The following is a 22,315-nucleotide window of genomic DNA, read 5'->3' on the forward strand; positions in this document are numbered from 1 at the left end:
AAGAGAGGGAAGAAAGCGTATGCCAAAGAAGCAAACAATCCAGGTTACCCCCATTCAAATAACGGATGATAAATGGAGAGAGGTTGTTCGAAAAAAACTTCCCGAGAGGGAGTTTTTTTCAGAAACAGACCAACTTAAATTGGGACAAGTCTCATGTCGGATATTAGGAACACCTTACGATGAAACAGAATATTATCACACTTTATATGAATTAAAACAGGAAAACCTGATGATTTTGAGTGAAATTTTAGACAAAACCATTGATGAAAGTCGGTTTCAATCAATTCAACGTATTCATCTTATTCAAAAGAAAGAAAAAGGGCTTTCCATAAATCGATTTGTTGCATTTTTAGAGGGCGAGAAATTACTTCCAAAGCATCAAAATGCTGCCGTTCATCGTCATATTCGCGAAGCATATATATCAATGCTAAAAGTATTCGAAGCCAATCATCCTGATGGACTTCAATCCCAAGAGTTTCGAAGAGTGTTTTTAGATAGTATAAAATGGATGTGGAATCACTTAGATGGATGGTTAAAAAATGCCTCTATTTCTGAAAGGTTTCCAAGAGTCGTTTGGTATGGGGATATAAATAAAAGCCAGCAATATTTTTTACTTTTATTAATGCTTATTGGCTGTGATGTTCTTATTTTCCACCCAGAAGGGAAAGATGAATTTTCTCAAATTGATGGAGAAGACAAATATTCGGGTGTTATTCGTTTTCCGGCAACAGGTACGCTTAAGCCTTTTCCAATAGAAGAACCAGAAAGAACGTCAACCGTTGCTTATAAAGCATCCAAAGAGATGGATGCGGTTTTACATCATCAAGACTCTCAGCTATATAAGCCTTGGCAATTTAGAGAGCATATTCCGAACTCGATTACGTTAAAAACGACTTATGATGAATTATTTTTACTTGCTAAGGAGCGTGCGTTTATTCGGCCTAGCTTTATGGCTACTACAGACTTCGTTAAGATTCCTTCTCTTTTTAGTAAGATTATGGGCGTTTCACAAAATCGAAAAGACTATTGGAATAAACTACAGTTATTAATGAATAAAGAATTGACAGAAACGATTAAGCAATTTCCATTTACTACGGAATCAACCGCAAATCAACGATATCATTATGAACATGCCTTACAAAATGGTATTCTAGCTCCTAATAAAATGATGGAGAGCCATTGGTGGAAGTACAGCCATTTACCTAATGGAGCACAGAAGGCAATTGCTCATAGTATTTCAAGAATATGTAAAGAAATAAAACTGCTCCCTTTACCACAAGAAACAATAGAGCAAGTAAAACTATATTTATTTACTCAGAGTATGGACATACCTCAATCAGTGTTGAAATTAATTCAACAGTTTGATTATGCTCAAGAAGTTCCAAAGCTAATCTTATATAATAATGAAATGAATGGATCGTTATCACGTTCTGACGCTGTCATGCTCCTATTACTACATGAAATTGGTTTTGATATTGTTTTATATAACCCGCCAGGGCAAAATTGTATTGAACAATACATACAACAGGACTGTTTTGATACTCACTGGCTAGATAATATGGTATTTGAGCTTGAATTAAAAGAAGAAAGTGTCATTCAAAGATTGATAAAATCGATAAAAAGATAATGAGGAGAGTGGAATAGAATGAATTCAGATACTTTACAGGTTACTAAAACAGATGAAGTGATAAATGAAGAAAAGGGAGACGAACTACGCTTACAATTAAAAACGGAACCAGAAGTCCAACAGCTTGCTCGTCAAATCGATGTCAGAAACCAAACGGAACTATTAGAATTTGGTAAAGAGCCGGCTATTGAAATATCTCAGTTTTCAGATCGTATCTTATCAATGATGAAATCGACTAGTGTGACTGATTCAGGTGTCATGCTCAAACAGCTTGGGAAGCTGATGGACCGCTTTGATAAAAAGGATTTTGATGAACCGAAGGGGATTATTGGAAAACTATTTAGTCGTGGCGATAAAATGATTGAGAAAATTTTCGGGAAATATCAAACACTAGGCAAGGAAATAGAAAAAATTCATATTGAAATCTCTAAATATAAGGATGAGATGACGCATTCGACTACTAATTTAGATGAAATGTATGAGCATAACGTGCAATATTATATGGATTTAGAAAAATATATCGTAGCTGGTGGAATAAAGTTAGAAGAGATGAATGAGCGAAAACATGTACTTGAACAAAAGGTTGAAGGTGGCGACCAAATGGCGCAGCTCGAGCTAACGACATTAAACAATAATTTGCAAACGTTAGAAGAGAGAATTTATGATTTGGAAATGGCTCGTATGGTAGCATTACAAACGGCACCTCAAATTCGACTATTACAACGAGGAAATACAAAGCTCATTGGGAAGATTAATTCTGCCTTTATCACAACGATTCCGATTTTTAAAAATGGTATTATTCAAGCTGTATCAGCAAAACGTCAAAAGCTTGTTGCAGATTCTTTGAATGAGTTAGATAAGCGTACAAATGAAATGCTATTAAAAAATGCACAAAATATATCTAATCAAAGCACTGAAATCGCACGACTATCTGGAAGACCAAGTATCAAAATTGAAACGATAGAGGAGTCCTGGAATACAATCGTTAAAGGACTGGAAGAAACGAAGGCAATTGAAGAGGAGAATAAGGGACTTCGTGATGAAGGAACGAAACGCATACTTCAACTTCAGGAGAAAATAAAGACTAATAACCGGTAATTTTTGAAGCGTACAGTGATTTTTCTGTACGTTTTTTTGTGAGGAAAGGGAGAAATAAAAAAATATGCTACATTTCTTTATTACAGTCGAAACGATTTGTAATGGATGAAACCGTTGTTATTCCCCATACTAACGGTATCATTGATAGAGGAAGTTGCACATGAAAGTAAAAATAGTAAAAATAATTATGTTAGTCATTATCCTTTGTGGTTCATTGTTTTTGTATATGCAATATGATGTAAAAAAAGGGTATCAGCACTATATTGAAACTCATTCAGCGGTTGAAACATCTTATTTCGATGGGAAAATCGATCTATTTACAGAAGGTGAGTCATTATTTCAGGCATTTTTTCAAGATATTAAAAATGCACAAAAATATGTCTATGTCCATTTCTATATAATTCGTGAAGATGATATCTCTCTACAGTTTGTTGAATTATTAAAAGAGAAAGTGAATCAAGGAGTAGAAGTTAAGCTTTCAGTTGATTACATCGGTAACCATTTATCTAAAAAAACGATTGATAATATGGTCGAGACGGGAGTGAGTTTTACAAATAGTCGTTCTCCAAAAATGCACCATTTCTTTTATTCTTTACAACATCGTAATCATCGAAAATTAGCTGTAATCGACGGAGAGGTATCCTATTTAGGTGGCTTTAATATTGGAGAAGAGTACCTTGGAAACGATCGGAAATTAGGGTATTGGAAAGACTATCACTTACGAGTTCAAGGTAATGGGACTAAAGCAGTAGAACGACAATTTGCAAAAGATTGGGAAGAAGATACAGGAGAATTATTAGCAGTCAAGGATGACAATCAAGAGACCAATCAAGATTCATTCCAATTTATATTTTCAACTGGGGAGGAACTAGAAGATACGATGGTGAAACTAGTTGAATCTGCTAGGGAGACGATTGAGATTGCCACTCCCTACTTTATTCCTAGTCAACCTTTGCAGAAGGCGCTTATTGAGGCAAAACGTAGAGGGGTTCAGATGAAAATTTTGTTGCCAGACGAAACGGATAATTGGCTTACAAAACCGGCAAGTTATCCATATATTAAAACATTAATGTCAGAAGGAGTAGAAATCTATTTTTATACTAAAGGGTTTTTCCATGGAAAAGTGATGATGATTGATAATAAAGTGGCGGATGTTGGAACAGCAAATTGGGATAAAAGAAGTTTGTATTTAAATGACGAATCAAATTGTTTAATTTACAATCAGGATACTGTTCATGAAGTGGAACAACAGCTAAAAAAAGACTTTTCTAATAGTCGAAAGGTAACCATTTCTTATTTCAATGAGATACCTATATGGGAAAAATGGTTAATGAAAATGCCAAAATGGATGACTTATTACTTATAAATGTTCTATTTTTTATGTTTTACGACCTTATTATCTAAGTAACGATGAGAAAAATAATTTTATTTTATATTTTTAAAAAACGACCCCCATAAAGCAAAAAAGGCAGTCGAAAATTGTAGAGATATAATAGAATATATAACTTAAGGGGATTTATATATGATTAGCGAAAAGAAAATAGAGTTTCAAGGGAATAATATAAATGTAAATGAACCAAATAAAAAAAACAATCAATTTATTAATTTTAGGCAAAAGCTAAAAACAATTACGACAAGCTGGAAAGACTCAGAATGGTTGGAAGTGTTTCAAAATTTGTCTTTATGTAAAAAAGTACACGGGGTTTTCTTATGGGATGTCAACCAAAGGATACGAAGCCTTGCAAAAAACAACGTAACGGTCGACGATTTTGAGAATGGAGTTATTATTCTTCCCCTTGATCGAAAAAAAGAGGGACACGCGACTAGCCCTGAACAAATACTTGAAATCGAGCAGACTATCGATCAATTAGAAGGATTAGAATTATTAAGACTTAGCTTTTTGGAACCATGTAAACCAGTATATAAAGAAGAGAAGATATTCGATGATGTATCACGATGGATTGAAATCCACATTTATTCATATGATGTAGAATAAAGGTGCTGACTGTAAGCACCTCTGGCTGTCGATAAAGTCGACAGCCTTTTTTCTTGATAACTACAATAGAGGGTGAATTTTAAAAACTAGAAGAGAAATATTCCTTTTTCTGTACCGTTCATTATCTAGTGACTGCTAAATAGAGGAGAGGGTTTTATTGATTAACCAAAATGAAAGAAACTTTCATGGAAAACGAACTATAATATGTCAAAAAATTGTAATATATTCTCGGGTCACTTAACACATTTCTTCACTTCCTACGTGTAAAATGATGGTAAACACTATGCGGATGGGAGAATCTACAATGGTAATAGTATCTAATACTAGGTGGTTATGGTTTGCTACATTATTATTTTTAATTATTAGTTCTAATTTTCTCGTTTATCGTCTGGATGCTCTTCCCCCTCTTTCAACTGAAGTTGCTCTTGGCACATTGTTTGATTTCGTTGTAATAATACCTATTCTTACCTACTTTTTTATTATTCGTAAACGACACCTGCTAAGAAAAATATGGCATGTTGTAGTTGCTGGCTTCACTGGTGCATGGTTCATTATGCCGAATGACTTTCTTTATCCTGGTAAGAGCGTAGGCATCGTTCTCTTCGTTTATACAACTATAATATTAATGATAAAAATTATGTCCGTATCTAAATCATTCCGTAGAAATGTTACGGACATCCCCACATTTCAACAACGTTTAGAATATGCTTTAAGTACTCAATTCACCATTAAACGTGTAATTGATGTTATTACTTCTGAACTAGCGATGATTTATTACTGTTTTTTTTCTTGGAGAAAAAAACCTTTAGCTAATTTAGGCTCTGTTCAAGTATTCACTTTTCATAAAAAAACAAGTGCAATAGCACTGTATATTATGCTCATTCATGCTCTTATCCTTGAATCTGTGGGCTTTCACTTTGTATTGCTTTCTTGGAGTCCAACTTTGGCAACTATCGTATTAGTATTGAATTTATATACTCTTTTATTTTTTATAGCTGAGTTACAAGCTATTCGATTATGCCCTTTTATAATGATGGATCAACATTTGCATTTACAGGTTGGATTGATGAGGCAGTTAACCGTTCCATTTGATAAGGTTAGCAATATTAAATATTACCAAGGTCCTGAAAAATTATCTAAATCTATTCAAAAAGAAAGTTTTGATGGAGTAGTGGCTGATCTTATGAAAGAAAAGCCTACTTTTGAGATTAATTTTGAAATGCCTGTGGAAGCAAAAATGATGTATGGAATGAAGAGAAAAGTAAGAAAGGCCTATGTTCGTCCAGACAACCCTAAACAGTTTTATGATGCTTTGACTGAAAAAATACATAAATCGGACGAATACATGAAGAGGGAGAACGATTAAAGCTCCTTCAATAGAAAACAGATTGTTATGTAAGCTGATTGATTTGTTAAAGGCAGGTTCAAGTGGAGGCGTTCTCACTTGAACCTGCCTTTACTTATTTGGTAGTAGCTGTTGGAAAGGTGATGATTACCGTTGTCCCTTCGTGTTCAACACTGTGAAACTCAATGGTACCATTATGGTTTTGAACAATTTTCTTTGAAATCATTAGCCCTAGACCTGTGCCCCCTTCTTTGGTTGTGTAAAATGGAGTATCGATAGTTTGAAGTAAATGCTCAGGGATTCCAATACCGGTATCCGCTATTTCTATTTGTACTCGATCAGGGTGTAGACGATTTATACTAACAGACAGATTTCCCCCTTCTGGCATGGCCTCAAGTGCGTTCTTAAATAGGTTTATAAATAACTGCTTTAATTGGTTGCGTTCACAAAATATAGAGATATTTATTTCTTTCCAATTCTCTGTGAGAGAAACATTACGTAAATTCAATTCTGGTTGAAAAAGTACAGTAATATCATGAATAAGATCATCTAACAGACAAACTGTTTGAATATCTGCCTGAGGCTTTGAAAGAACGAGAAACTCACTAATGATTAAGTTAATACGTTGGAGCTCGGATAACATAACGTCTGTATACATCTTGTATTCACTTTTTGGATCATTATGAATCATTTGAATGAAACCAGAAATAACGGTTAAAGGGTTTCGAATTTCATGGGCAACACCAGCAGCCATCTGTCCGGCTAAGGATAGTTTTTCTGATTGAAGCAGCATCTTCTCTGTTTTCTTTTTATAAGAAATGTCACGAGAAATTGCGGACATTGCAATGACTTCCCCCTCATGGTTGAAAATGGGAGAAAGGGTTATTTCCACATCAAATTCAGTCCCGTCCTTTTTTACATCAATTGTTTCTAAAGATTTAATACTTTCTCCATTTAGAGTTCTTCTCGTTCTTTCTGCTGCCTCTTTTCGTATTCTTTCTGGGACCACTTTCAGTTGTTTACCGAGACATTCTTCTTTTTTCCAGCCGTAAATTTCTTCAAAGGCTGGATTCACATCAACGATTTTGCCTTCTAAGTCGAAAACACTCACTGCATCTTTTGCATGCTGGAATACAAGGTTAAAATATGATTGGGTAGAAAATAGCTTATTATTAATAAATTGTTCGTGTTCTAACTTTCGCTTCCATAAGCTCCTTGAATAGTGCGTATAAAAGAAAAAGAAGGTTCCTAATAGTAATGAAAATAAAAGCAGCGAGAGCAGGGAGCCCTCCTCAAAATGTTCTATTGATGATGAAGAGGATAACGAAAAGTACCCCATCATCATGACACTAATGATGGTGGTGATTGCAACGATGACAGGGCTTTGGAATAGTGACAAAATTACGATTCCAAACGGAATAAAAATCAAGTGATTAAAATTGGGATTAATAAGGTTGATAGAAAAAACATAAAGTAATACAAAAAATGGTGTTCCGATAAGAAAGAGTTTGGTCGAGTATTTTTGCATATGAATGCCTATTAAACCAATTCCAATTAAAGTTCCTGTTACTAGTAAAGAATACAAATGAAGGGGAGCGAAAATAGCTGCTAACGGTACGTGTAAAATAAAACAAACCCAATATAAACCTACAATAATTTTGTTTCGTTCATATACTAATTGTTCAATTTGTTGATTCATGAAAATCACTTTCTTTCAATGATAAATAAATGCTTTAATCTACAATATATAGGAAGCAGTAACGAAGAACAATAGTGGTGACAAAACTCTTTCTTTTATATAATAGAATTAAATAAATGGAGGGGAAAATGATGAGTATATATCCTAAAACGAGTGAAACAATTTCACTTATTCAAAAGTTAGTATCTATTCCTAGCCCGAGTGGTTATACAGAAGAAGTAATTGCGTTTGTAGAAAGGTATCTTGAGTCTGCACCTGTGACTTTAACAAGAAATAGAAAAGGTGGACTTATTGCTACACTAAAGGGAGAAAATGATGAGAAACACCGAATGTTGACTGCTCATGTTGATACACTTGGAGCAATGGTGAAAGAAGTGAAGGGCAACGGGCGTTTGAAATTGTCCATGATTGGTGGCTTTAACTGGAGTTCTGTAGAAGGGGAATATTGCTCTATACATACGTCAACGGGAAAAACGTTTACAGGGACAATTTTAATGCATCAAACATCTGTGCATGTTTATAAAGATGCGCGTGAAGCGAAAAGAGATGAAAATAATATTGAAGTTCGAATTGATGAACAAGTGTTAAATGCCGAAGAAACAAGGGAGTTAGGAATTGAGGTAGGTGATTTTGTTTCTTTTGACCCTCGTGTCCAAGTGACAAATAGTGGCTATATTAAGTCACGACACCTTGATGATAAAGCTAGTGTTGCCATTTTATTGAATTTGATAAAAACTTTGTCGGAACAAAATGTTTCATTACCTTATACAACACATTTCTTAATTTCCAATAACGAAGAAATAGGTTATGGAGGTAATTCGAATATTCCGGAAGAGACAGTTGAATATTTGGCAGTGGATATGGGCGCTTTAGGAGATGGACAATCTTCTGATGAATACACTGTATCGATTTGTGCCAAAGATTCAGGGGGACCTTACCATTTTGGCTTAAGGCAAAAACTGATTCAACTGGCAAAGGACAATGACGTGCAATTTAAAGTGGATATTTATCCGTATTATGGATCTGATGCGACTGCAGCCATCAGAGCAGGTCATGATATTGTCCATGGGTTGATTGGGCCTGGAATTGAAGCATCCCATGCATTTGAGCGCACACATCGATCTTCAATAGAACAGACTGAAAAACTGTTATATCACTATCTTCAATCAAATTTAGTTAGTATATAATCTATATTGCCATATTCAATAATAAAGCCCCATTCATACTAATTTAAGGGTAATGGGGCTTTAGATTTTGAGTTACTAGCTGCTCCCATATGTACTAACGCTTGCCTGTTACCTTCTGTTATTTTAATCATCGAACGAACTGGTCTTTTCCCAATCAGTACAACATGTTTATAAACAATATTGTTTTGGAAACCTGTCCTAATGCCTAGTCCATTTAAAGTAAGGTTTTCACCTGAGAAGTGGTAGTAGATGCTATCTGTTCATAGAAATTAAAAGGATTTATTTCTTACCTATAATTGTGATAATTTATAAATTTCCTCGCTAGAAACACAGTAATATGTGTATTAGTAAAAGTAGAATTAGAGGATAAGATGAGGTGAAAGCAAATGGAAAGAGAAATGGAAAGAGCCATTTTCCTGAGAAAAGAAGGAAAGCAAAAAGAGTCAAATCAAATCCTAGTAAAATTAGTGAAAGAATATTCAAATGACCCAGTTGTAAACTACCAATGCGCATGGAGTTTTGATGTATTAGGCGAAGAATCACAAGCGGTTCCTTATTATGAAAGAGCAATTAAACTAGGGTTATCAGGAAGTGACCTAGAGGGAGCTTTTCTAGGACTAGGAAGTACTTACCGAACGCTAGGTGAATATGAAAAATCAGAGGAAGTATTACGAAAAGGTATGGAATTATTTCCAGAGAATCAAGTATTACGGATTTTTTATGCTATGACGCTCTATAATATAAATAAACATAGTGAAGCCATGAAAATACTTCTTCAATCAATCGCCGATACAACATCAGATGAAGAAATTTTAAGGTATAAGCGAGCCATCCGCTTTTATTCTGATAAATTGGATGAAACATGGAAGTGAGTGAGTTTATAGACGTTGCCAATAATATTTCCTAAGGGCTGAATAGAGCGAAGCATATTAGCTACCAATTATTCGATTTGAAAGAGAGTAAAAAAAAATTGTATACTAATACAATCACGTCTATGAGACTGAAGTTGTTTAACAAGATTCACTAATGATAAAATAAAAATGTGAATGAATGGGAATTAGGAAAAGAAAATAGTTTTGTGAGGTTTTAGAATGGATACAGTTAAATTATTGTCGAATCTAAAAGTGAAAAAAGTGTATGGAGAGCTTCCGAAGGAAATACATACTATTACGCTTGATTCAAGAAAAGTAACAGAGAACTCGATGTTTATTTGCACAAAAGGTTTTACAGTGGACGGTCACGACTTTGCCCAAATGGCTATTGAAAAAGGGGCATCCGTGATTTTAGCAGAAAAAAAGCTGGATATAGATGATTCAAAAGCAAGTCTAGTGGTAGTAAAAGATACCTTTAAAGCAATGGCCCTTTTAGTAAATGCATTTTATGATGCACCTTCTATGAAAATGAATGTTATGGGCGTAACAGGTACCAATGGAAAGACCACCGTTACTAATTTAATCCATTCACTTCTTCAATTGCATGGAGAATCTTCTGGAGTAGCGGGGACAATAGGGTTTGACTTGAATGGGAAAAAATTCCCTAGCAATAATACGACGAGTGATATTTTAACCACTCAAAGAATACTAGCAGAAGCAAATGAGCTTAACATTGAAAATATGATTCTTGAAGTTTCCTCACATGGATTGGCGTTAGGGAGACTTTGGGGAATAGATTTTGATATTGTTACATTCACTAATTTGTCTCATGATCATTTAGATTACCATGAAAGTATGGAGCATTATGGTTATGCAAAAGGGTTACTATTTGCTCAGCTTGGTCAAGATTTAACTAGGCCCAAGTATGCAATATTGAATAGCGATGAGGAATGGTATGATCGATACCGTACGTTAACAGCTCATGAGGTGATCTCTTATGGAATTGAAAATAGAGCGGACTTTCAAGCTGAAAATATTATGTATCATCAAGATTTAACAACATTTGAATTACTGTCACCCGAAGGGAAATTCCATGTCGAAATGAACCTTCTTGGTGAGTTTAATGTATATAATATTTTAGCAGCGATTGCATCACTTTATGCCAAAGGGATGCCAGTTAGTACGGTTGTTTCATTAATTAAAATGCTAACTCCCGTAAGTGGGCGTATGGAAAAAGTGGAAACAAAGGCACCTGTTTCTATTTATATTGATTATGCACATACACCGGATGCGATTGAAAAGTCTATTCAATCTGTTCTGCCTTTTAAGAAGAATAAGATTATCTTTTTAGTTGGAACGGGAGGAAATCGTGATAAATCAAAACGGCCGGCCATGGCAGAAAAAGCGTCAGCTGCTGATTATGTGATTTTGACGACAGATGATCCACGCTATGAGGAATACGATAGTATTGTGAATGATTTAGCAGTAGGCATGCAGCATGATCAATATGCACTCATTGGTGATCGAGCAGAAGCGGTTAGGCATGCGATTGAAGTTGCCGAAGAAGGAGACGTTATTATTTTTGCTGGGAAAGGTCACGAAGATTACCAAATTATCGAGGATACAAAATACCCTCATAGTGATCGTGATATTGCATTAAGTCAATGTGAACGGAAATTTGGTATTGTATAAAATAAAAAAAAGAACTCAATTGAGTTCTTTTTTTTGATTTAGGAGCCTTCCTTTGATTTCTAAAAAAAGCATTGAAAACATTGTTTTACTTATGGATAGCTTGATGAGCCGGTATGGTTATTTCTGTCGGGGACTTAGTTTGCTCGAGTTCCTCAATTAATTCTTGAATAGACAATAGCTCATAAAGAATAACCGCTTCAGGAGAAAACAAGGATGTATATTCACTAGGTTTCTGCTGGTATTGTGGAGAATTTAAATGCCAAAACTCTTCTGCTATTTTTCTCATTAAGCTGTAATGCTCAGATGTAAAAGAAACAGAAGGGTTCATTAGCGTTTCTGCAAGAGAAGAAGAAGCTTTTTGAATTAATGAATGCTGTTTTTCTGACCATAAAATATTTTTTTCCTCTAAATAAACTAAATTACCAACATGATACAATATTTGTCTTAAGATGAGCAGCTTTTGCTGTTTAGATTGAAAAAATTTTAACTCTGCTTTTGAGTGCCGATGAAACTTCCATTCTTCCCGCTGATAGTGGCAAAGGATTTCCGTGCGGTCAATTTCTTTTCGGATTCTTTGAAATAAGCGTTCTGTTGTTGGATTGCGAGTATTTTCAAGGAGGACACTCTGCATTCTTTTTTGGAAAAGGTCCCCGGTTTGTACAAATAAACTGTTTAAATTGGTGCTAATTTTATTTGAATAGTGAGGCGGCATGACTAAGAAGTTAACAAGTGAAGATACGATTAATCCAATTGATGTCGTTCCTAATCTTGTAACGTATGATGCGACATAATGGTCTTGCGTTGTCGGAATCATGGCAATGGCTGTTAAGGTGGCCACAAGCATTCCATCATCTAAACGAAGCTTATGAGTCAATAATATTGTGGCAACGGCAGCAAATGCATAGGTAATGGGAACATCCCCTAATAAATATGTAAATAATAGTGCAAAGCCTGCGCCAATCGCTGAAGCTGGAAAGCGAACGAGGCCTTTTCGAATTGAATCAACAGCGGTGGGCTCAATCGTTACGATGGCGGTTATTACGGCAAATACAGCGGGTAAATTGAGCCATTGACAGATTAATGCCGTTAGAAAGACGGCAATACCTGTTTTAACGATTCTCCCTCCAAATAATCTATATTTTTTTAAATTCATTATAATCTCTCCAAATAATTCAAGTACCTTACTTAATATTTTAGCTTTTTTTAAACCAAAAAAAAAGAGACCTCAAGTGACAACTTGAGGTATTTTTACGATGGCTTTATATGAGCATTCCTGCTATTGCAGCACTCAAGAGGGAGGCGAGAGCACCCGCAAGGATAGCTCGTAGCCCTAATCGAGCGATATCTCCTCTACGTTCTGGAGCAAGATTCCCTAGTCCGCCAAGAAGTATTCCTAATGAAGATAGGTTAGCGAACCCACAAAGCGCAAATGAAACAATCGCAACTGTTTTTGGAGTAAGAGTGTCAAGGACTTCCGAAAAACTAGAATAAGCAACAAACTCGTTTATAATTAATTTTTGACCGATAAAGTTTCCTGCTTGGACCGCTTCTTCCCAAGGGACACCAATGGCAAACGCTAGTGGTGCAAATATATATCCGAGGATCAGTTCTAATGATAAATTATCAAAGCCAACAAACCCTCCTAAAAATTCTAATAACCCGTTTATTAGTGCAACTAGAGCGATAAAGGCTAATAACATAGCTCCAATATTTAGGGCAAGCTGTAAACCGACACCAGCTCCACGAGCTGCAGCGTCGATGACATTGGCCGACTCTGAATCAATTTCCATTTCAAAATCTTTCGGTTCAGGAGTATCATCTACTTCTGGAACGAATATTTTGGCCATAACGAGCCCTGCGGGAGCAGCCATAAAGCTCGCTGCTAATAAGAATTCTAGCGGAACACCTAATAGTGAATACCCAATTAAAACAGAACCAGCAACAGAAGCAAGTCCTCCTGTCATAATGGCAAATAACTCGGATTCTGTCATTTTGTTTAAGTATGGCCTAACCACTAAAGGTGCTTCTGTTTGACCGACAAAAATATTGGCCGCAGCTGACATCGATTCTGCCTTTCTCGTACCTAATAGCCAAGATAAAGCACCTCCAATGATGAGGATAAATACTTGCATAATTCGGAGGTAATAAAGAACAGATATTAACGCAGAGAAGAAAATAACTACAGGCAAAACATCAAAAGCAAAGATGAAAAAGATATTTGTTTCATCTCCATACAATCCACCAAATAAGAACTTTGCACCAGCATCAGAGTATCCAATAATCTTATTTACTACATTGGTTAAATAGTCTAATGCCGTTTTTCCGAAAGTAGTCTTTAAGACAAGAAACGCAAACAATAGTTGAATTGCAAGCCCTCCGAGTACAGTTCTAAAATTAACCTTTGTTTTATGTGCTGAAAAAATATAGGCGATGATTAATACTGTAAGGATGCCGATAATACCCCATAAAAATTGCAATTTAATTCACCTCTTCAAATTTTTCTTGATGTCATTCGTTAATTCCATTACAATGCATTCGTATCATAAACGATTGCATTAGAATAAGTGTTGTCTTGTATTTCAAAGATAGTATGTACTATATTGTTAATATCATTCAGAAAAAAGAGGTGCTTTAATGAAAGTTAGAAAGAGTCTAATTCAAGAAATAGAAACGAAAGTTTTTTTGTATGAAAATAAAAAGGAAGAGTACATTTTAGTCGCGGTACCTTCCTTAGAATGGTCTTTTTCTTTTACATACGAGAAATTTGGCGAAAGACTAATAGATGAAATGACGCTTTCGTTACAAAAGGTAACGAAGCTAACTGAGGAAGAATGTGAAGTGTTGGCACTGAAAATTGATCAATGGACGAAGGAAATGTAATAATTGAAGCCGGATATTAAATAGGTTGCAATGAATAACTTCTATTGTTAGAGTTTTTCTAGAAGTTATAGATTTCCTGTTTTTTAAAACTGTCTTGAATGTCTATCATAGAAAGACTATGATAGAAAACGGTACGATCATCATATATAGGCAATGGCTATTTTTTCAATAGAAGGGGATTTAAACAATTATGACAAAAAGTTTAGAACAAGAGGTTCTTTCAAGAAGAACCTTTGCTATTATATCTCACCCTGATGCCGGGAAAACAACACTTACGGAACAACTCCTCTTGTTTGGAGGAGCAATTCGGTCAGCAGGTACAGTAAAAGGAAAGAAAACAGGAAAGTTTGCCACATCCGACTGGATGGAAATTGAAAAGCAACGGGGGATTTCCGTTACATCTTCTGTCATGCAATTTGATTATGATGGATTTCGAGTAAATATACTTGATACACCAGGACATCAGGATTTTAGTGAGGATACTTATCGAACGTTAATGGCTGTTGATAGCGCTGTGATGATCATTGATTCTGCAAAAGGGATTGAACCCCAAACGTTGAAATTGTTTAAGGTTTGTCGAATGCGTGGAATTCCAATATTTACGTTTATAAATAAATTGGATAGACAAGGACGTGAACCACTCGAGCTGTTAGAAGAACTTGAGGAAGTATTAGGAATTGAATCTTATCCAATGAATTGGCCCATCGGTATGGGAAAAGAATTTTTAGGGGTTTATGATCGTCATTATAATCGAATCGAATATTTTAAAAATCAAGAAGATAAAATGTCTACGTATGTTCAGCTTAATCAAGACGGAGAAATTGAAGGAGATCATGAAATAAAGCAATCTTCTTTATATGATCAAGCGTTGGAAGAAATATTATTACTAAATGAAGCAGGAAATAGTTTTTCTGAAGAAAAAGTGAAAAATGGAGAATTAACGCCAGTATTTTTTGGTAGTGCCTTAACTAATTTTGGTGTTCAGACGTTCTTAGAAACGTATTTGCAGTTCGCGCCACCACCTCAGCCAAGAAAAACAGCGGATAGTGTTGTAGAACCTACCCAAGAAGCATTTTCTGGATTTATCTTTAAAATTCAAGCAAATATGAATCCAGCTCACCGAGACCGGATTGCCTTTGTAAGAATTTGTTCTGGTCAGTTCGATCGAGGGATGAGTGTTACTCTTGCTCGAACGGGGAAACAGATGAAGCTTTCACAATCTACTCAATTTTTAGCGGATGACCGTAGTACAGTGAATGAAGCGGTAAGCGGAGATATAATTGGTCTTTATGATACTGGAACCTATCAAATAGGAGACACGATTGTATCAGGAAAAAATCGCTTTGAATATGAAAAGCTCCCTCAATTCACTCCAGAGATTTTTGTGAAGGTATCCGCGAAAAATGTCATGAAGCAAAAAAGTTTTTATAAAGGAATCGACCAATTAGTGCAAGAGGGGGCGATTCAGTACTATAAAACGCTTCGAACCGAGGACATTATTCTCGGGGCTGTAGGGCAACTTCAGTTTGAAGTATTTGAACATAGGATGAAAAATGAATATAATGCCGATGTAATTATGGAAAATATCGGAACGAAAATTGCGCGGTGGATAGAAAATGAAGAGGAAGTAAAGGAAACTATGTCTAGTTCTAGAAGTCTTCTTGTGAAAGATCGGTACGGTAGACTTGTCTTTTTATTTGAAAACGAATTTTCGACACGTTGGTTCCAAGATAAAAATCCAACGATTAGATTATATAGCTTAATGTAGAGGTGTTAATGTAAAGGAATTCCTTTGAATCGACCTTTTACAGCTAAAGAATATTGACATTTAAAACAAAAAATCGGCATTTGCCGATTTTTTTTTGAGTAAAGATGCTTTTGCGTTGTGATACTAATTGGTAGTATTAAAAGAAAAGATCATCTTGAACTCTACAAAAGGCATAATGAGTTACATTATCGTTCAATGATTGTAGGAAAAGAAAAAACATGGAAGGAGATGGATTGTTGATTAGTTCCTTTTCAATTAGAAGACCAGTTTTCACCTTAGTAACAATGTTCATTATTTTGATTCTTGGTGGGGTCTCATTACTGAGAATTCCACTAAAGTTAATTCCGGATATCAGCCCTCCTGTTGGAGTTGTTGTAGCCACATATCCTGGAGCGAGCCCTGTTGAGGTTGTTGAAAAATTAACTAAACCTTTAGAAGCTAATTTAGCGACGCTTCCTGGGATTAAAAATGTTACTTCAACTTCTCAAGAAGGGACTAATTTAATTTTAATGGAATTCTCCTGGGACACTTCTATCGATGATATTCAAAATGAGGTGCTTCAAAGGATTGATCAAACACCGCTTCCTGAAGATGCGAATAAGCCTAGATTCTTAAAATTTGACCCTTCTCAATTTCCAATTATTCAGGTTTCTCTACAAGGCTTAGAAAGTGAAGTGGAGTTAAAAGAATTAGCGGAGGCGCTAGAACAGGAATTAACAAGAGTAAAAGGTGTTGCTAGCGTAAATATGTCAGGAACTCTTGTGGAAGAAATCCGCATTGAATTAAATCAAGATGAATTAAAGAAATACTCTTTATCGCAAAGTGATGTCGTAAATCTTATTGCTGCCAATAATATATCTATGCCAGGTAATACAATTGAAGCGGAAGGAAAATCACTAACAACTCGAGTACTGAGTACTTTAACGAGCTTAGAGGAGATTAAGCAACTCACCATCGTTCAAAATCCTGTTACGAATGAAAAAATATCACTCTCCGATATTGCAAATGTACAACAGCAACAACAAGAAGTGAATTCCATTACTCGAGCAAATGGAGAACCTTCTGTCTTGTTAAGTGTATTACAAGAATCAGATGCCAATACTGCTAGTGTTTCTACAGCGTTTCAGGCGGAATTAGCAAAATTATTAGAAAAAGAGAAATATGAAGGTATACAATCAGACGTTTTGTTTGATCAAGGGAAGTACATACAAGACGCAATGGGCAACATATCAAATGCCCTTATTTTAGGTGGGGCATTTGCGATGCTCGTATTATTTTTCTTTTTGCGAAATGTGAAAAGTCCATTAATTATTGGTATAGCCATTCCTTATTCTGTCATTGTCACTTTTGTTTTAATGTATTTTGCTAAATTCTCATTAAATATAATGACGTTGGGTGCATTAGCGCTAGGAATTGGAATGCTCGTGGATAATGCGATAGTTGTCATTGAAAATATATATCGCCACTTATCACTCGGTAAAGGTCCAAAACAAGCTGCACTAGATGGAGCGAAAGAAGTGGGTTCAGCCATTACTGCCTCTACATTAACTACTGTAGCAGTATTTGTTCCTGTTGTATTTATTACAGGTCTTATTGGCGAACTCTTCACTGAATTTGCCTTAACTATTTCTTTTAGCTTAATTGCTTCACTCGTGGTTGCATTGACGGTCATTCCGATGCTTGCTAGCAGGTGGTTAAAGCCAGTAAATAGGCAGGAAGAAGCGAAAGTAAGAAGAAGAAAGAAGTCGAAATGGTTCGAAAAAAGTATTCATTGGACATTAAGGCATCGTTTAGTTGTGATTGTTAGTACACTATTGTTGTTAGGTATAGGGGCTTACGGCTTAACGACTGTTGGAACACAATTTCTTCCTGCAACAGATGAAGGTTACTTTACAATGCAAGTAGAGCTTGAGAATGGCTCAACCTTTACCGAGACGGAAAAGGTTGTACAAAATCTAGAAAATCAACTTGCAGAGGAAGACTTAGTTGAATTGTATGTCAGTTTAATTGGAACGACTCAGGAGGCATCCTTTAGAGGTTCTAGTCAACAAAATGTAGCTGAGATTTATGTTAAGTTAATCAGTCTAGATGAACGAAATCAATCGATTTTCTCTTTCGTCGATGAGGTCAAGCCAAAACTAGAGCAAGTGGCAGATGGAGCCCAATTATCATTTAATCTACAATCTACCTCAGGATCAGCTCCACAAACATTGACCTTTACCGTTCAAGATACAAGTAAAGAACGTTTAGACAAAGCGGTTAACTCTTTACAAGCCGGAATGGAAGAAATTCAAGATGTGACGGATGTATCAATCGATGTTATGGAAACAGTGAAAGAGGTTCAAATGGTCGTTGATCGGGAAAAAGCATTACAGTTCGGAATGTTCCCCGCCACGGTGGCATCAGAAGTAAATAATATTACAAGAGGTGTACAAGTAACACAAATTATTTCTAATACGTCTGACGTATATCCCGTGTTCATTCAATATGATAAAGATATTACGTCAAGCATCGATTCTTTAAAAAATTTATCGTTAAAAACACCACAGGGCACATATGTGAAATTGGATGATATCGTAGAAATTAAAGAAGCTACAGGACCAGTTAGAGTCCAGCGTATTAATCAACAAAATGCTGTCCAATTTACCGTAAACTATTTATCTGATACAAATTTAGGAGAGATATCAAAACTAGTCGATGAGAAAATAAAGGAATTAAATTTATCAAATGAAACAGAAATTAATTTTAGTGGTGATCGAGAATTATTTGAAGATTCAATAGACGATATGATCATGGCGATAGTGTTAGCTATCCTATTAATTTATTTAGTAATGGCTGCTCAATTTGAGTCATTAAAATATCCATTAGTCATCATGATAACTGTGCCATTGATGGTAATTGGAGTGGCAATTGCTTTAACGATTACCAAAACTCCAATTAGTATTTCTGCTGTTATTGGTCTTTTAGTTTTAGCAGGTATCGTCGTTAATAATGCGATAGTGTTGGTTGATTATATAAATCAGCAAAAAGAAAAAGGGCTTTCATCTTATGACGCTATCGTTATATCTGTTAAAAATCGAGTTCGACCTATATTAATGACGGCATTAACGACCATATTAGGGTTACTTCCACTAGCATTAGGGTTAGGAGAGGGTACTGAGATCAATCAACCGATGGGGATTAGCGTAATTGGAGGATTAATTAGTTCAACATTTTTGACGTTATTTCTCATTCCTATAGTGTATAGTCTATTTGATAAGGAGACTCGGCGAAAGAAAAAAGAAATATGAATAAAATATGAGAGAAATGATCACTAAAGGTCATTTCTTTTTATTTTAAATAACAGAAAGTTCAAAAAATTTTATATAATAGAGTTAATAATGGAAAAGGAAGTGAAATTATGCAAAAAGATTGTTATTTCATAACAGGTTTTCCAGGTTTTTTGAGTACGCAGCTTATGAAAGAGCTATTAGTAAAGAAAAAAGACTCTGAGTTTTTTGTTGTTTGCATCCCAACTATGGTTGAAACAGCATATAAATCTAAGCAATTTCTCATGCAAGAAACGGGGGCGACGTCTGATCAAATAACGATTATTGAAGGAGACATTACAGAGAAAAATTGTGGCATAAAAGAACCCATTGTCACAAAAATATTAAATAAAGTTACTCAAGTATGGCACTTAGCTGCTATCTATGATTTAGCAGTATCGAGGGATATTGCCTTTAAAGTAAATGTAGAGGGTACAAAGATGGTGAATGATTTGGTGAAAAGAATCATTCAACTAAAAAGATATGTCTATTTTTCGACAGCCTATGTTGCTGGAGAACGAAAAGGACCATTGCTAGAGGAGGAGTTAATTAAGCCCACATCTTTTCATAATTATTATGAAGAAACAAAGTTTTTTGCTGAAGAATATGTTGAACAGTTAAAATCCACTATTCCAACTACAATAATAAGACCGGGAATTGTCAAAGGGCACTCACATACAGGAGAAACGAGTAAATTTGATGGACCTTACTTTATTATGAATATGTTGGACAAGCTTCGATTTTTACCTTTTCTTCCAGCTGTTGGAGATGGCGACAGTTACCTAAATATTGTCCCCTTTGATTACGTGATTAAGGCATCCATTTATTTCAGTGATCAACCAACATCGATCGGGAAGACATACCATTTAACAGACCCTAATCCACACACTGTGAGGGAAGTGTATTCAAGCATTCTTGAAGAGATGCTAAACAAAAGTCCTAAAGGGAAAGTCCCTTTATGGATGGTGAAAAATGCCTTGAAATTTAAATCTGTAAGAAGCTACCTTGGTGTTGAAAGAGAAGCTGTAGATTATTTTTCATGGAATGGCGACTTTCGTAGCGATATTGCTCAACAAGATTTAGTGGGAAGTGGTATCGTTTGTCCTGATTTTATAGAGGGGGTTGCTAATATGGTAGCATTTTATGAACAAAATAAACAAAATAGTGATTATCATATTGCCATCCATTAATTAGTTAGTGATTACGAAATAATTTTAGAGAAAGTGGTTATGATAAGAATACTTGAAAATCAGGAGGAGGGCAATGAAGAAAATAGGAAAATTAGAAGCAGTTTTATGGGGCGTTGCCTTCCCAGGTTTTCCTCAACTGATTCTTAGACAGCATATCAAAGGCGTTCTTTTTGTTCTTTTAGAAATTATAATTAATATAAATAGTAGCTTTAACACAGCCATTATGCTGAGCTTTATGGGTGAGACTAGAGAAGCAGCTCAAGTCATTGACTACCAATGGGTTTTATTTTACCCATGTCTTTACTTTTTTTCTATGTGGGATGCTTATAGGAATAGTTTAAGAGAAGATGAACGTTATCATTATCTTCCATTCGCCTTTGCTGCTTACTTTGTGACTGTTGGAGTAATGTATTCCGCTCACACTACGCTCTTTGATATCTTCTTTGGTCCTGTTTTTCTACCAATGCTATTTGTTCTTCCCGGTATTGCTGTTGGGCTACTTTTAAGATTATTTATAATAAAATGGACGAATATATGATTGGGAACTTAATCGAAAGCGTTACAAAAGATCGGTAGGTCTTTTGTTTTTTTCTATTTATATTTGGTTATATTAATAACTAGAAGACACCGCCACAAGTGTTGAGAAGGTGAAAATAAATGTGGAGGTCATTTCTATGGATATAACCTTATTATTAGAGTATGGCTGGGTATTATTAGTGTTGATTGGTTTAGAAGGTATTCTTGCAGCAGATAATGCAGTTGTTATGGCTGTGATGGTAAAGCATTTGCCTGAAGAGCAACAACGTAAGGCACTTTTTTATGGGCTCTTCGGTGCTTTTGTATTTCGTTTTCTTGCCTTGTTCACCATTTCCTTTTTGGTTGATGTTTGGCAGGTCCAAGCAATAGGTGCTCTGTATTTACTTTTCATCAGTTTTCAACATCTGATTAAAAAAGCGAAAGGAAAAGAAAAGTTAGCTCATAGTGAAGGAAATTTAAAAGGATCTTCATTTTGGATGACTGTATTAAAAGTAGAGCTAGCTGATATTGCTTTTGCTGTTGATTCCATGCTAGCCGCGGTGGCCTTAGCAGTAACACTACAACCTACGGGATGGATTAAAATTGGCGGAATCGATGGAGGACAATTTATTGTAATGTTACTTGGTGGAATTATTGGGCTTGTTATTATGCGTTTTGCTGCCAATTGGTTTGTTAAGTTATTGCAAACCCATCCAAGTTTAGAAACGGCAGCTTTCTTAATCGTCGGCTGGGTTGGAGTCAAATTAGCGGTATTTACCTTAGCTCATCCAAAGGTGAAAATAATAAATGAACATTTCCCAGAATCGACTAGTTTCAAGCTTGTTTTTTGGATTGTTCTAATTGGAATAGCATTAGGGGGGTATTTTTACTCGAAAAAACAAGCAAGGGTTAAAACAGGAAATTAATGGGGGATACCCTATTAGTTTCTTTTTGTTATATTAACATATTAATGATAGCCGATATTGTGATGTTTGGTGGACTAGGTATACACAGAAGGTTATAGTAAGTGTGAGGCTTAAGGTGGGAAAAATAAAAACCGTTGACATAGTAGTGAAAAAAGTATTATTTTTTAAGAGAATAATATTTTTTCGAACACTCTGACATTTTATGCTATGA

Annotated in this window: 17 protein-coding genes; 14 read left to right on the top strand and 3 right to left on the bottom strand. The window is 35.4% G+C overall.

The genetic code is table 11. The annotated features are described in order from the left end of the window. The first annotated feature begins 19 nt into the window (after nucleotides 1-19). The 5 genes from WAK64_RS02280 to WAK64_RS02300 all read left to right on the top strand — a co-directional run bounded on the left by WAK64_RS02280 (nucleotide 20) and on the right by WAK64_RS02300 (nucleotide 6,087). Nucleotides 20-1,627, top strand: coding sequence for a YceG family protein (locus WAK64_RS02280; protein ID WP_336585313.1), 1,608 nt, complete (start codon nucleotides 20-22; stop codon nucleotides 1,625-1,627). Nucleotides 1,628-1,645: 18 nt separating this feature from the next. Beyond that, nucleotides 1,646-2,725 (top strand): toxic anion resistance protein, encoded by a 1,080-nt coding sequence (locus WAK64_RS02285; protein ID WP_336585314.1) that lies wholly within the window; start codon nucleotides 1,646-1,648, stop codon nucleotides 2,723-2,725. 160 nt (nucleotides 2,726-2,885) lie between these two features. Beyond that, nucleotides 2,886-4,091 carry a cardiolipin synthase gene (cls, locus tag WAK64_RS02290; RefSeq protein ID WP_336585315.1) on the top strand — a complete coding sequence of 402 codons (1,206 nt, stop codon included), beginning with the start codon at nucleotides 2,886-2,888 and terminating at the stop codon, nucleotides 4,089-4,091. 156 nt (nucleotides 4,092-4,247) lie between these two features. Continuing rightward, complete coding sequence (locus tag WAK64_RS02295) at nucleotides 4,248-4,721, top strand: hypothetical protein (RefSeq protein WP_336585316.1); 474 nt, start codon at nucleotides 4,248-4,250, stop codon at nucleotides 4,719-4,721. A 304-nt stretch (nucleotides 4,722-5,025) separates the two neighbouring features. Beyond that, nucleotides 5,026-6,087, top strand: a complete 1,062-nt coding sequence (locus tag WAK64_RS02300) for a hypothetical protein (protein ID WP_336585317.1) — start codon at nucleotides 5,026-5,028, stop codon at nucleotides 6,085-6,087. 94 nt (nucleotides 6,088-6,181) lie between these two features. On the opposite strand, the gene WAK64_RS02305 is transcribed toward WAK64_RS02300, so the two are convergent. Next, complete coding sequence (locus tag WAK64_RS02305) at nucleotides 6,182-7,765, bottom strand: ATP-binding protein (protein WP_336585318.1); 1,584 nt, start codon at nucleotides 7,763-7,765, stop codon at nucleotides 6,182-6,184. 131 nt (nucleotides 7,766-7,896) lie between these two features. Between WAK64_RS02305 and WAK64_RS02310 the strand changes: the two genes are divergently transcribed. The 3 genes from WAK64_RS02310 to WAK64_RS02320 all read left to right on the top strand — a co-directional run bounded on the left by WAK64_RS02310 (nucleotide 7,897) and on the right by WAK64_RS02320 (nucleotide 11,516). After that, nucleotides 7,897-8,952 carry a M42 family metallopeptidase gene (locus tag WAK64_RS02310; protein ID WP_419465885.1) on the top strand — a complete coding sequence of 352 codons (1,056 nt, stop codon included), beginning with the start codon at nucleotides 7,897-7,899 and terminating at the stop codon, nucleotides 8,950-8,952. A gap of 386 nt (nucleotides 8,953-9,338) precedes the next feature. Next, nucleotides 9,339-9,824 (top strand): tetratricopeptide repeat protein, encoded by a 486-nt coding sequence (locus WAK64_RS02315; RefSeq protein WP_336585319.1) that lies wholly within the window; start codon nucleotides 9,339-9,341, stop codon nucleotides 9,822-9,824. A 219-nt stretch (nucleotides 9,825-10,043) separates the two neighbouring features. Continuing rightward, nucleotides 10,044-11,516 carry a UDP-N-acetylmuramoyl-L-alanyl-D-glutamate--2,6-diaminopimelate ligase gene (locus tag WAK64_RS02320; protein WP_336585320.1) on the top strand — a complete coding sequence of 491 codons (1,473 nt, stop codon included), beginning with the start codon at nucleotides 10,044-10,046 and terminating at the stop codon, nucleotides 11,514-11,516. A gap of 85 nt (nucleotides 11,517-11,601) precedes the next feature. Here the strand turns inward: WAK64_RS02320 and WAK64_RS02325 are convergent, their stop codons facing one another. Beyond that, the gene (locus WAK64_RS02325; RefSeq protein ID WP_336585321.1) at nucleotides 11,602-12,669 is read right to left on the bottom strand and encodes an aromatic acid exporter family protein; all 1,068 of its coding nucleotides are present in this window, start codon (nucleotides 12,667-12,669) and stop codon (nucleotides 11,602-11,604) included. 106 nt (nucleotides 12,670-12,775) lie between these two features. Then, entirely contained in the window at nucleotides 12,776-13,993 is a 1,218-nt protein-coding gene (locus WAK64_RS02330; protein WP_336585322.1) for a NupC/NupG family nucleoside CNT transporter, read from the bottom strand. A 157-nt stretch (nucleotides 13,994-14,150) separates the two neighbouring features. Here WAK64_RS02330 and WAK64_RS02335 point away from each other — a divergent pair, with 157 nt between their 5' ends. The 6 genes from WAK64_RS02335 to WAK64_RS02360 all read left to right on the top strand — a co-directional run bounded on the left by WAK64_RS02335 (nucleotide 14,151) and on the right by WAK64_RS02360 (nucleotide 22,104). Beyond that, complete coding sequence (locus WAK64_RS02335; protein ID WP_336585323.1) at nucleotides 14,151-14,396, top strand: YueH family protein; 246 nt, start codon at nucleotides 14,151-14,153, stop codon at nucleotides 14,394-14,396. Between the two features lie 190 nt (nucleotides 14,397-14,586). After that, on the top strand, nucleotides 14,587-16,164 hold the full coding sequence (locus tag WAK64_RS02340) for a peptide chain release factor 3 (RefSeq protein WP_336585324.1): 1,578 nt from the start codon (nucleotides 14,587-14,589) through the stop codon (nucleotides 16,162-16,164). Nucleotides 16,165-16,397: 233 nt separating this feature from the next. After that, entirely contained in the window at nucleotides 16,398-19,454 is a 3,057-nt protein-coding gene (locus tag WAK64_RS02345) for an efflux RND transporter permease subunit (RefSeq protein ID WP_336585686.1), read from the top strand. Nucleotides 19,455-19,564: 110 nt separating this feature from the next. Continuing rightward, the gene (locus WAK64_RS02350) at nucleotides 19,565-20,662 is read left to right on the top strand and encodes an SDR family oxidoreductase (protein ID WP_336585325.1); all 1,098 of its coding nucleotides are present in this window, start codon (nucleotides 19,565-19,567) and stop codon (nucleotides 20,660-20,662) included. A 73-nt stretch (nucleotides 20,663-20,735) separates the two neighbouring features. Then, on the top strand, nucleotides 20,736-21,200 hold the full coding sequence (locus tag WAK64_RS02355; protein ID WP_336585326.1) for a hypothetical protein: 465 nt from the start codon (nucleotides 20,736-20,738) through the stop codon (nucleotides 21,198-21,200). Between the two features lie 136 nt (nucleotides 21,201-21,336). Continuing rightward, nucleotides 21,337-22,104 carry a TerC family protein gene (locus WAK64_RS02360; protein ID WP_336585327.1) on the top strand — a complete coding sequence of 256 codons (768 nt, stop codon included), beginning with the start codon at nucleotides 21,337-21,339 and terminating at the stop codon, nucleotides 22,102-22,104. Nucleotides 22,105-22,315: the final 211 nt, after the last annotated feature.

This window comes from Bacillus spongiae (assembly GCF_037120725.1).
Taxonomy (GTDB): Bacteria; Bacillota; Bacilli; order Bacillales; family Bacillaceae_K; genus Bacillus_CI; species Bacillus_CI spongiae.

What these genes read in the sequence shown, in the direction of transcription:
- WAK64_RS02280 (WP_336585313.1), top strand. Translation starts at nt 20, where the DNA reads ATGCCAAAGAAGCAAACAATCCAGGTTACCCCCATTCAAATAACGGAT.
- WAK64_RS02285 (WP_336585314.1), top strand. Translation starts at nt 1,646, where the DNA reads ATGAATTCAGATACTTTACAGGTTACTAAAACAGATGAAGTGATAAAT.
- cls (WP_336585315.1), top strand. Translation starts at nt 2,886, where the DNA reads ATGAAAGTAAAAATAGTAAAAATAATTATGTTAGTCATTATCCTTTGT.
- WAK64_RS02295 (WP_336585316.1), top strand. Translation starts at nt 4,248, where the DNA reads ATGATTAGCGAAAAGAAAATAGAGTTTCAAGGGAATAATATAAATGTA.
- WAK64_RS02300 (WP_336585317.1), top strand. Translation starts at nt 5,026, where the DNA reads ATGGTAATAGTATCTAATACTAGGTGGTTATGGTTTGCTACATTATTA.
- WAK64_RS02305 (WP_336585318.1), bottom strand. Translation starts at nt 7,765, where the DNA reads ATGAATCAACAAATTGAACAATTAGTATATGAACGAAACAAAATTATT.
- WAK64_RS02310 (WP_419465885.1), top strand. Translation starts at nt 7,897, where the DNA reads ATGAGTATATATCCTAAAACGAGTGAAACAATTTCACTTATTCAAAAG.
- WAK64_RS02315 (WP_336585319.1), top strand. Translation starts at nt 9,339, where the DNA reads ATGGAAAGAGAAATGGAAAGAGCCATTTTCCTGAGAAAAGAAGGAAAG.
- WAK64_RS02320 (WP_336585320.1), top strand. Translation starts at nt 10,044, where the DNA reads ATGGATACAGTTAAATTATTGTCGAATCTAAAAGTGAAAAAAGTGTAT.
- WAK64_RS02325 (WP_336585321.1), bottom strand. Translation starts at nt 12,669, where the DNA reads ATGAATTTAAAAAAATATAGATTATTTGGAGGGAGAATCGTTAAAACA.
- WAK64_RS02335 (WP_336585323.1), top strand. Translation starts at nt 14,151, where the DNA reads ATGAAAGTTAGAAAGAGTCTAATTCAAGAAATAGAAACGAAAGTTTTT.
- WAK64_RS02340 (WP_336585324.1), top strand. Translation starts at nt 14,587, where the DNA reads ATGACAAAAAGTTTAGAACAAGAGGTTCTTTCAAGAAGAACCTTTGCT.
- WAK64_RS02350 (WP_336585325.1), top strand. Translation starts at nt 19,565, where the DNA reads ATGCAAAAAGATTGTTATTTCATAACAGGTTTTCCAGGTTTTTTGAGT.
- WAK64_RS02355 (WP_336585326.1), top strand. Translation starts at nt 20,736, where the DNA reads ATGAAGAAAATAGGAAAATTAGAAGCAGTTTTATGGGGCGTTGCCTTC.
- WAK64_RS02360 (WP_336585327.1), top strand. Translation starts at nt 21,337, where the DNA reads ATGGATATAACCTTATTATTAGAGTATGGCTGGGTATTATTAGTGTTG.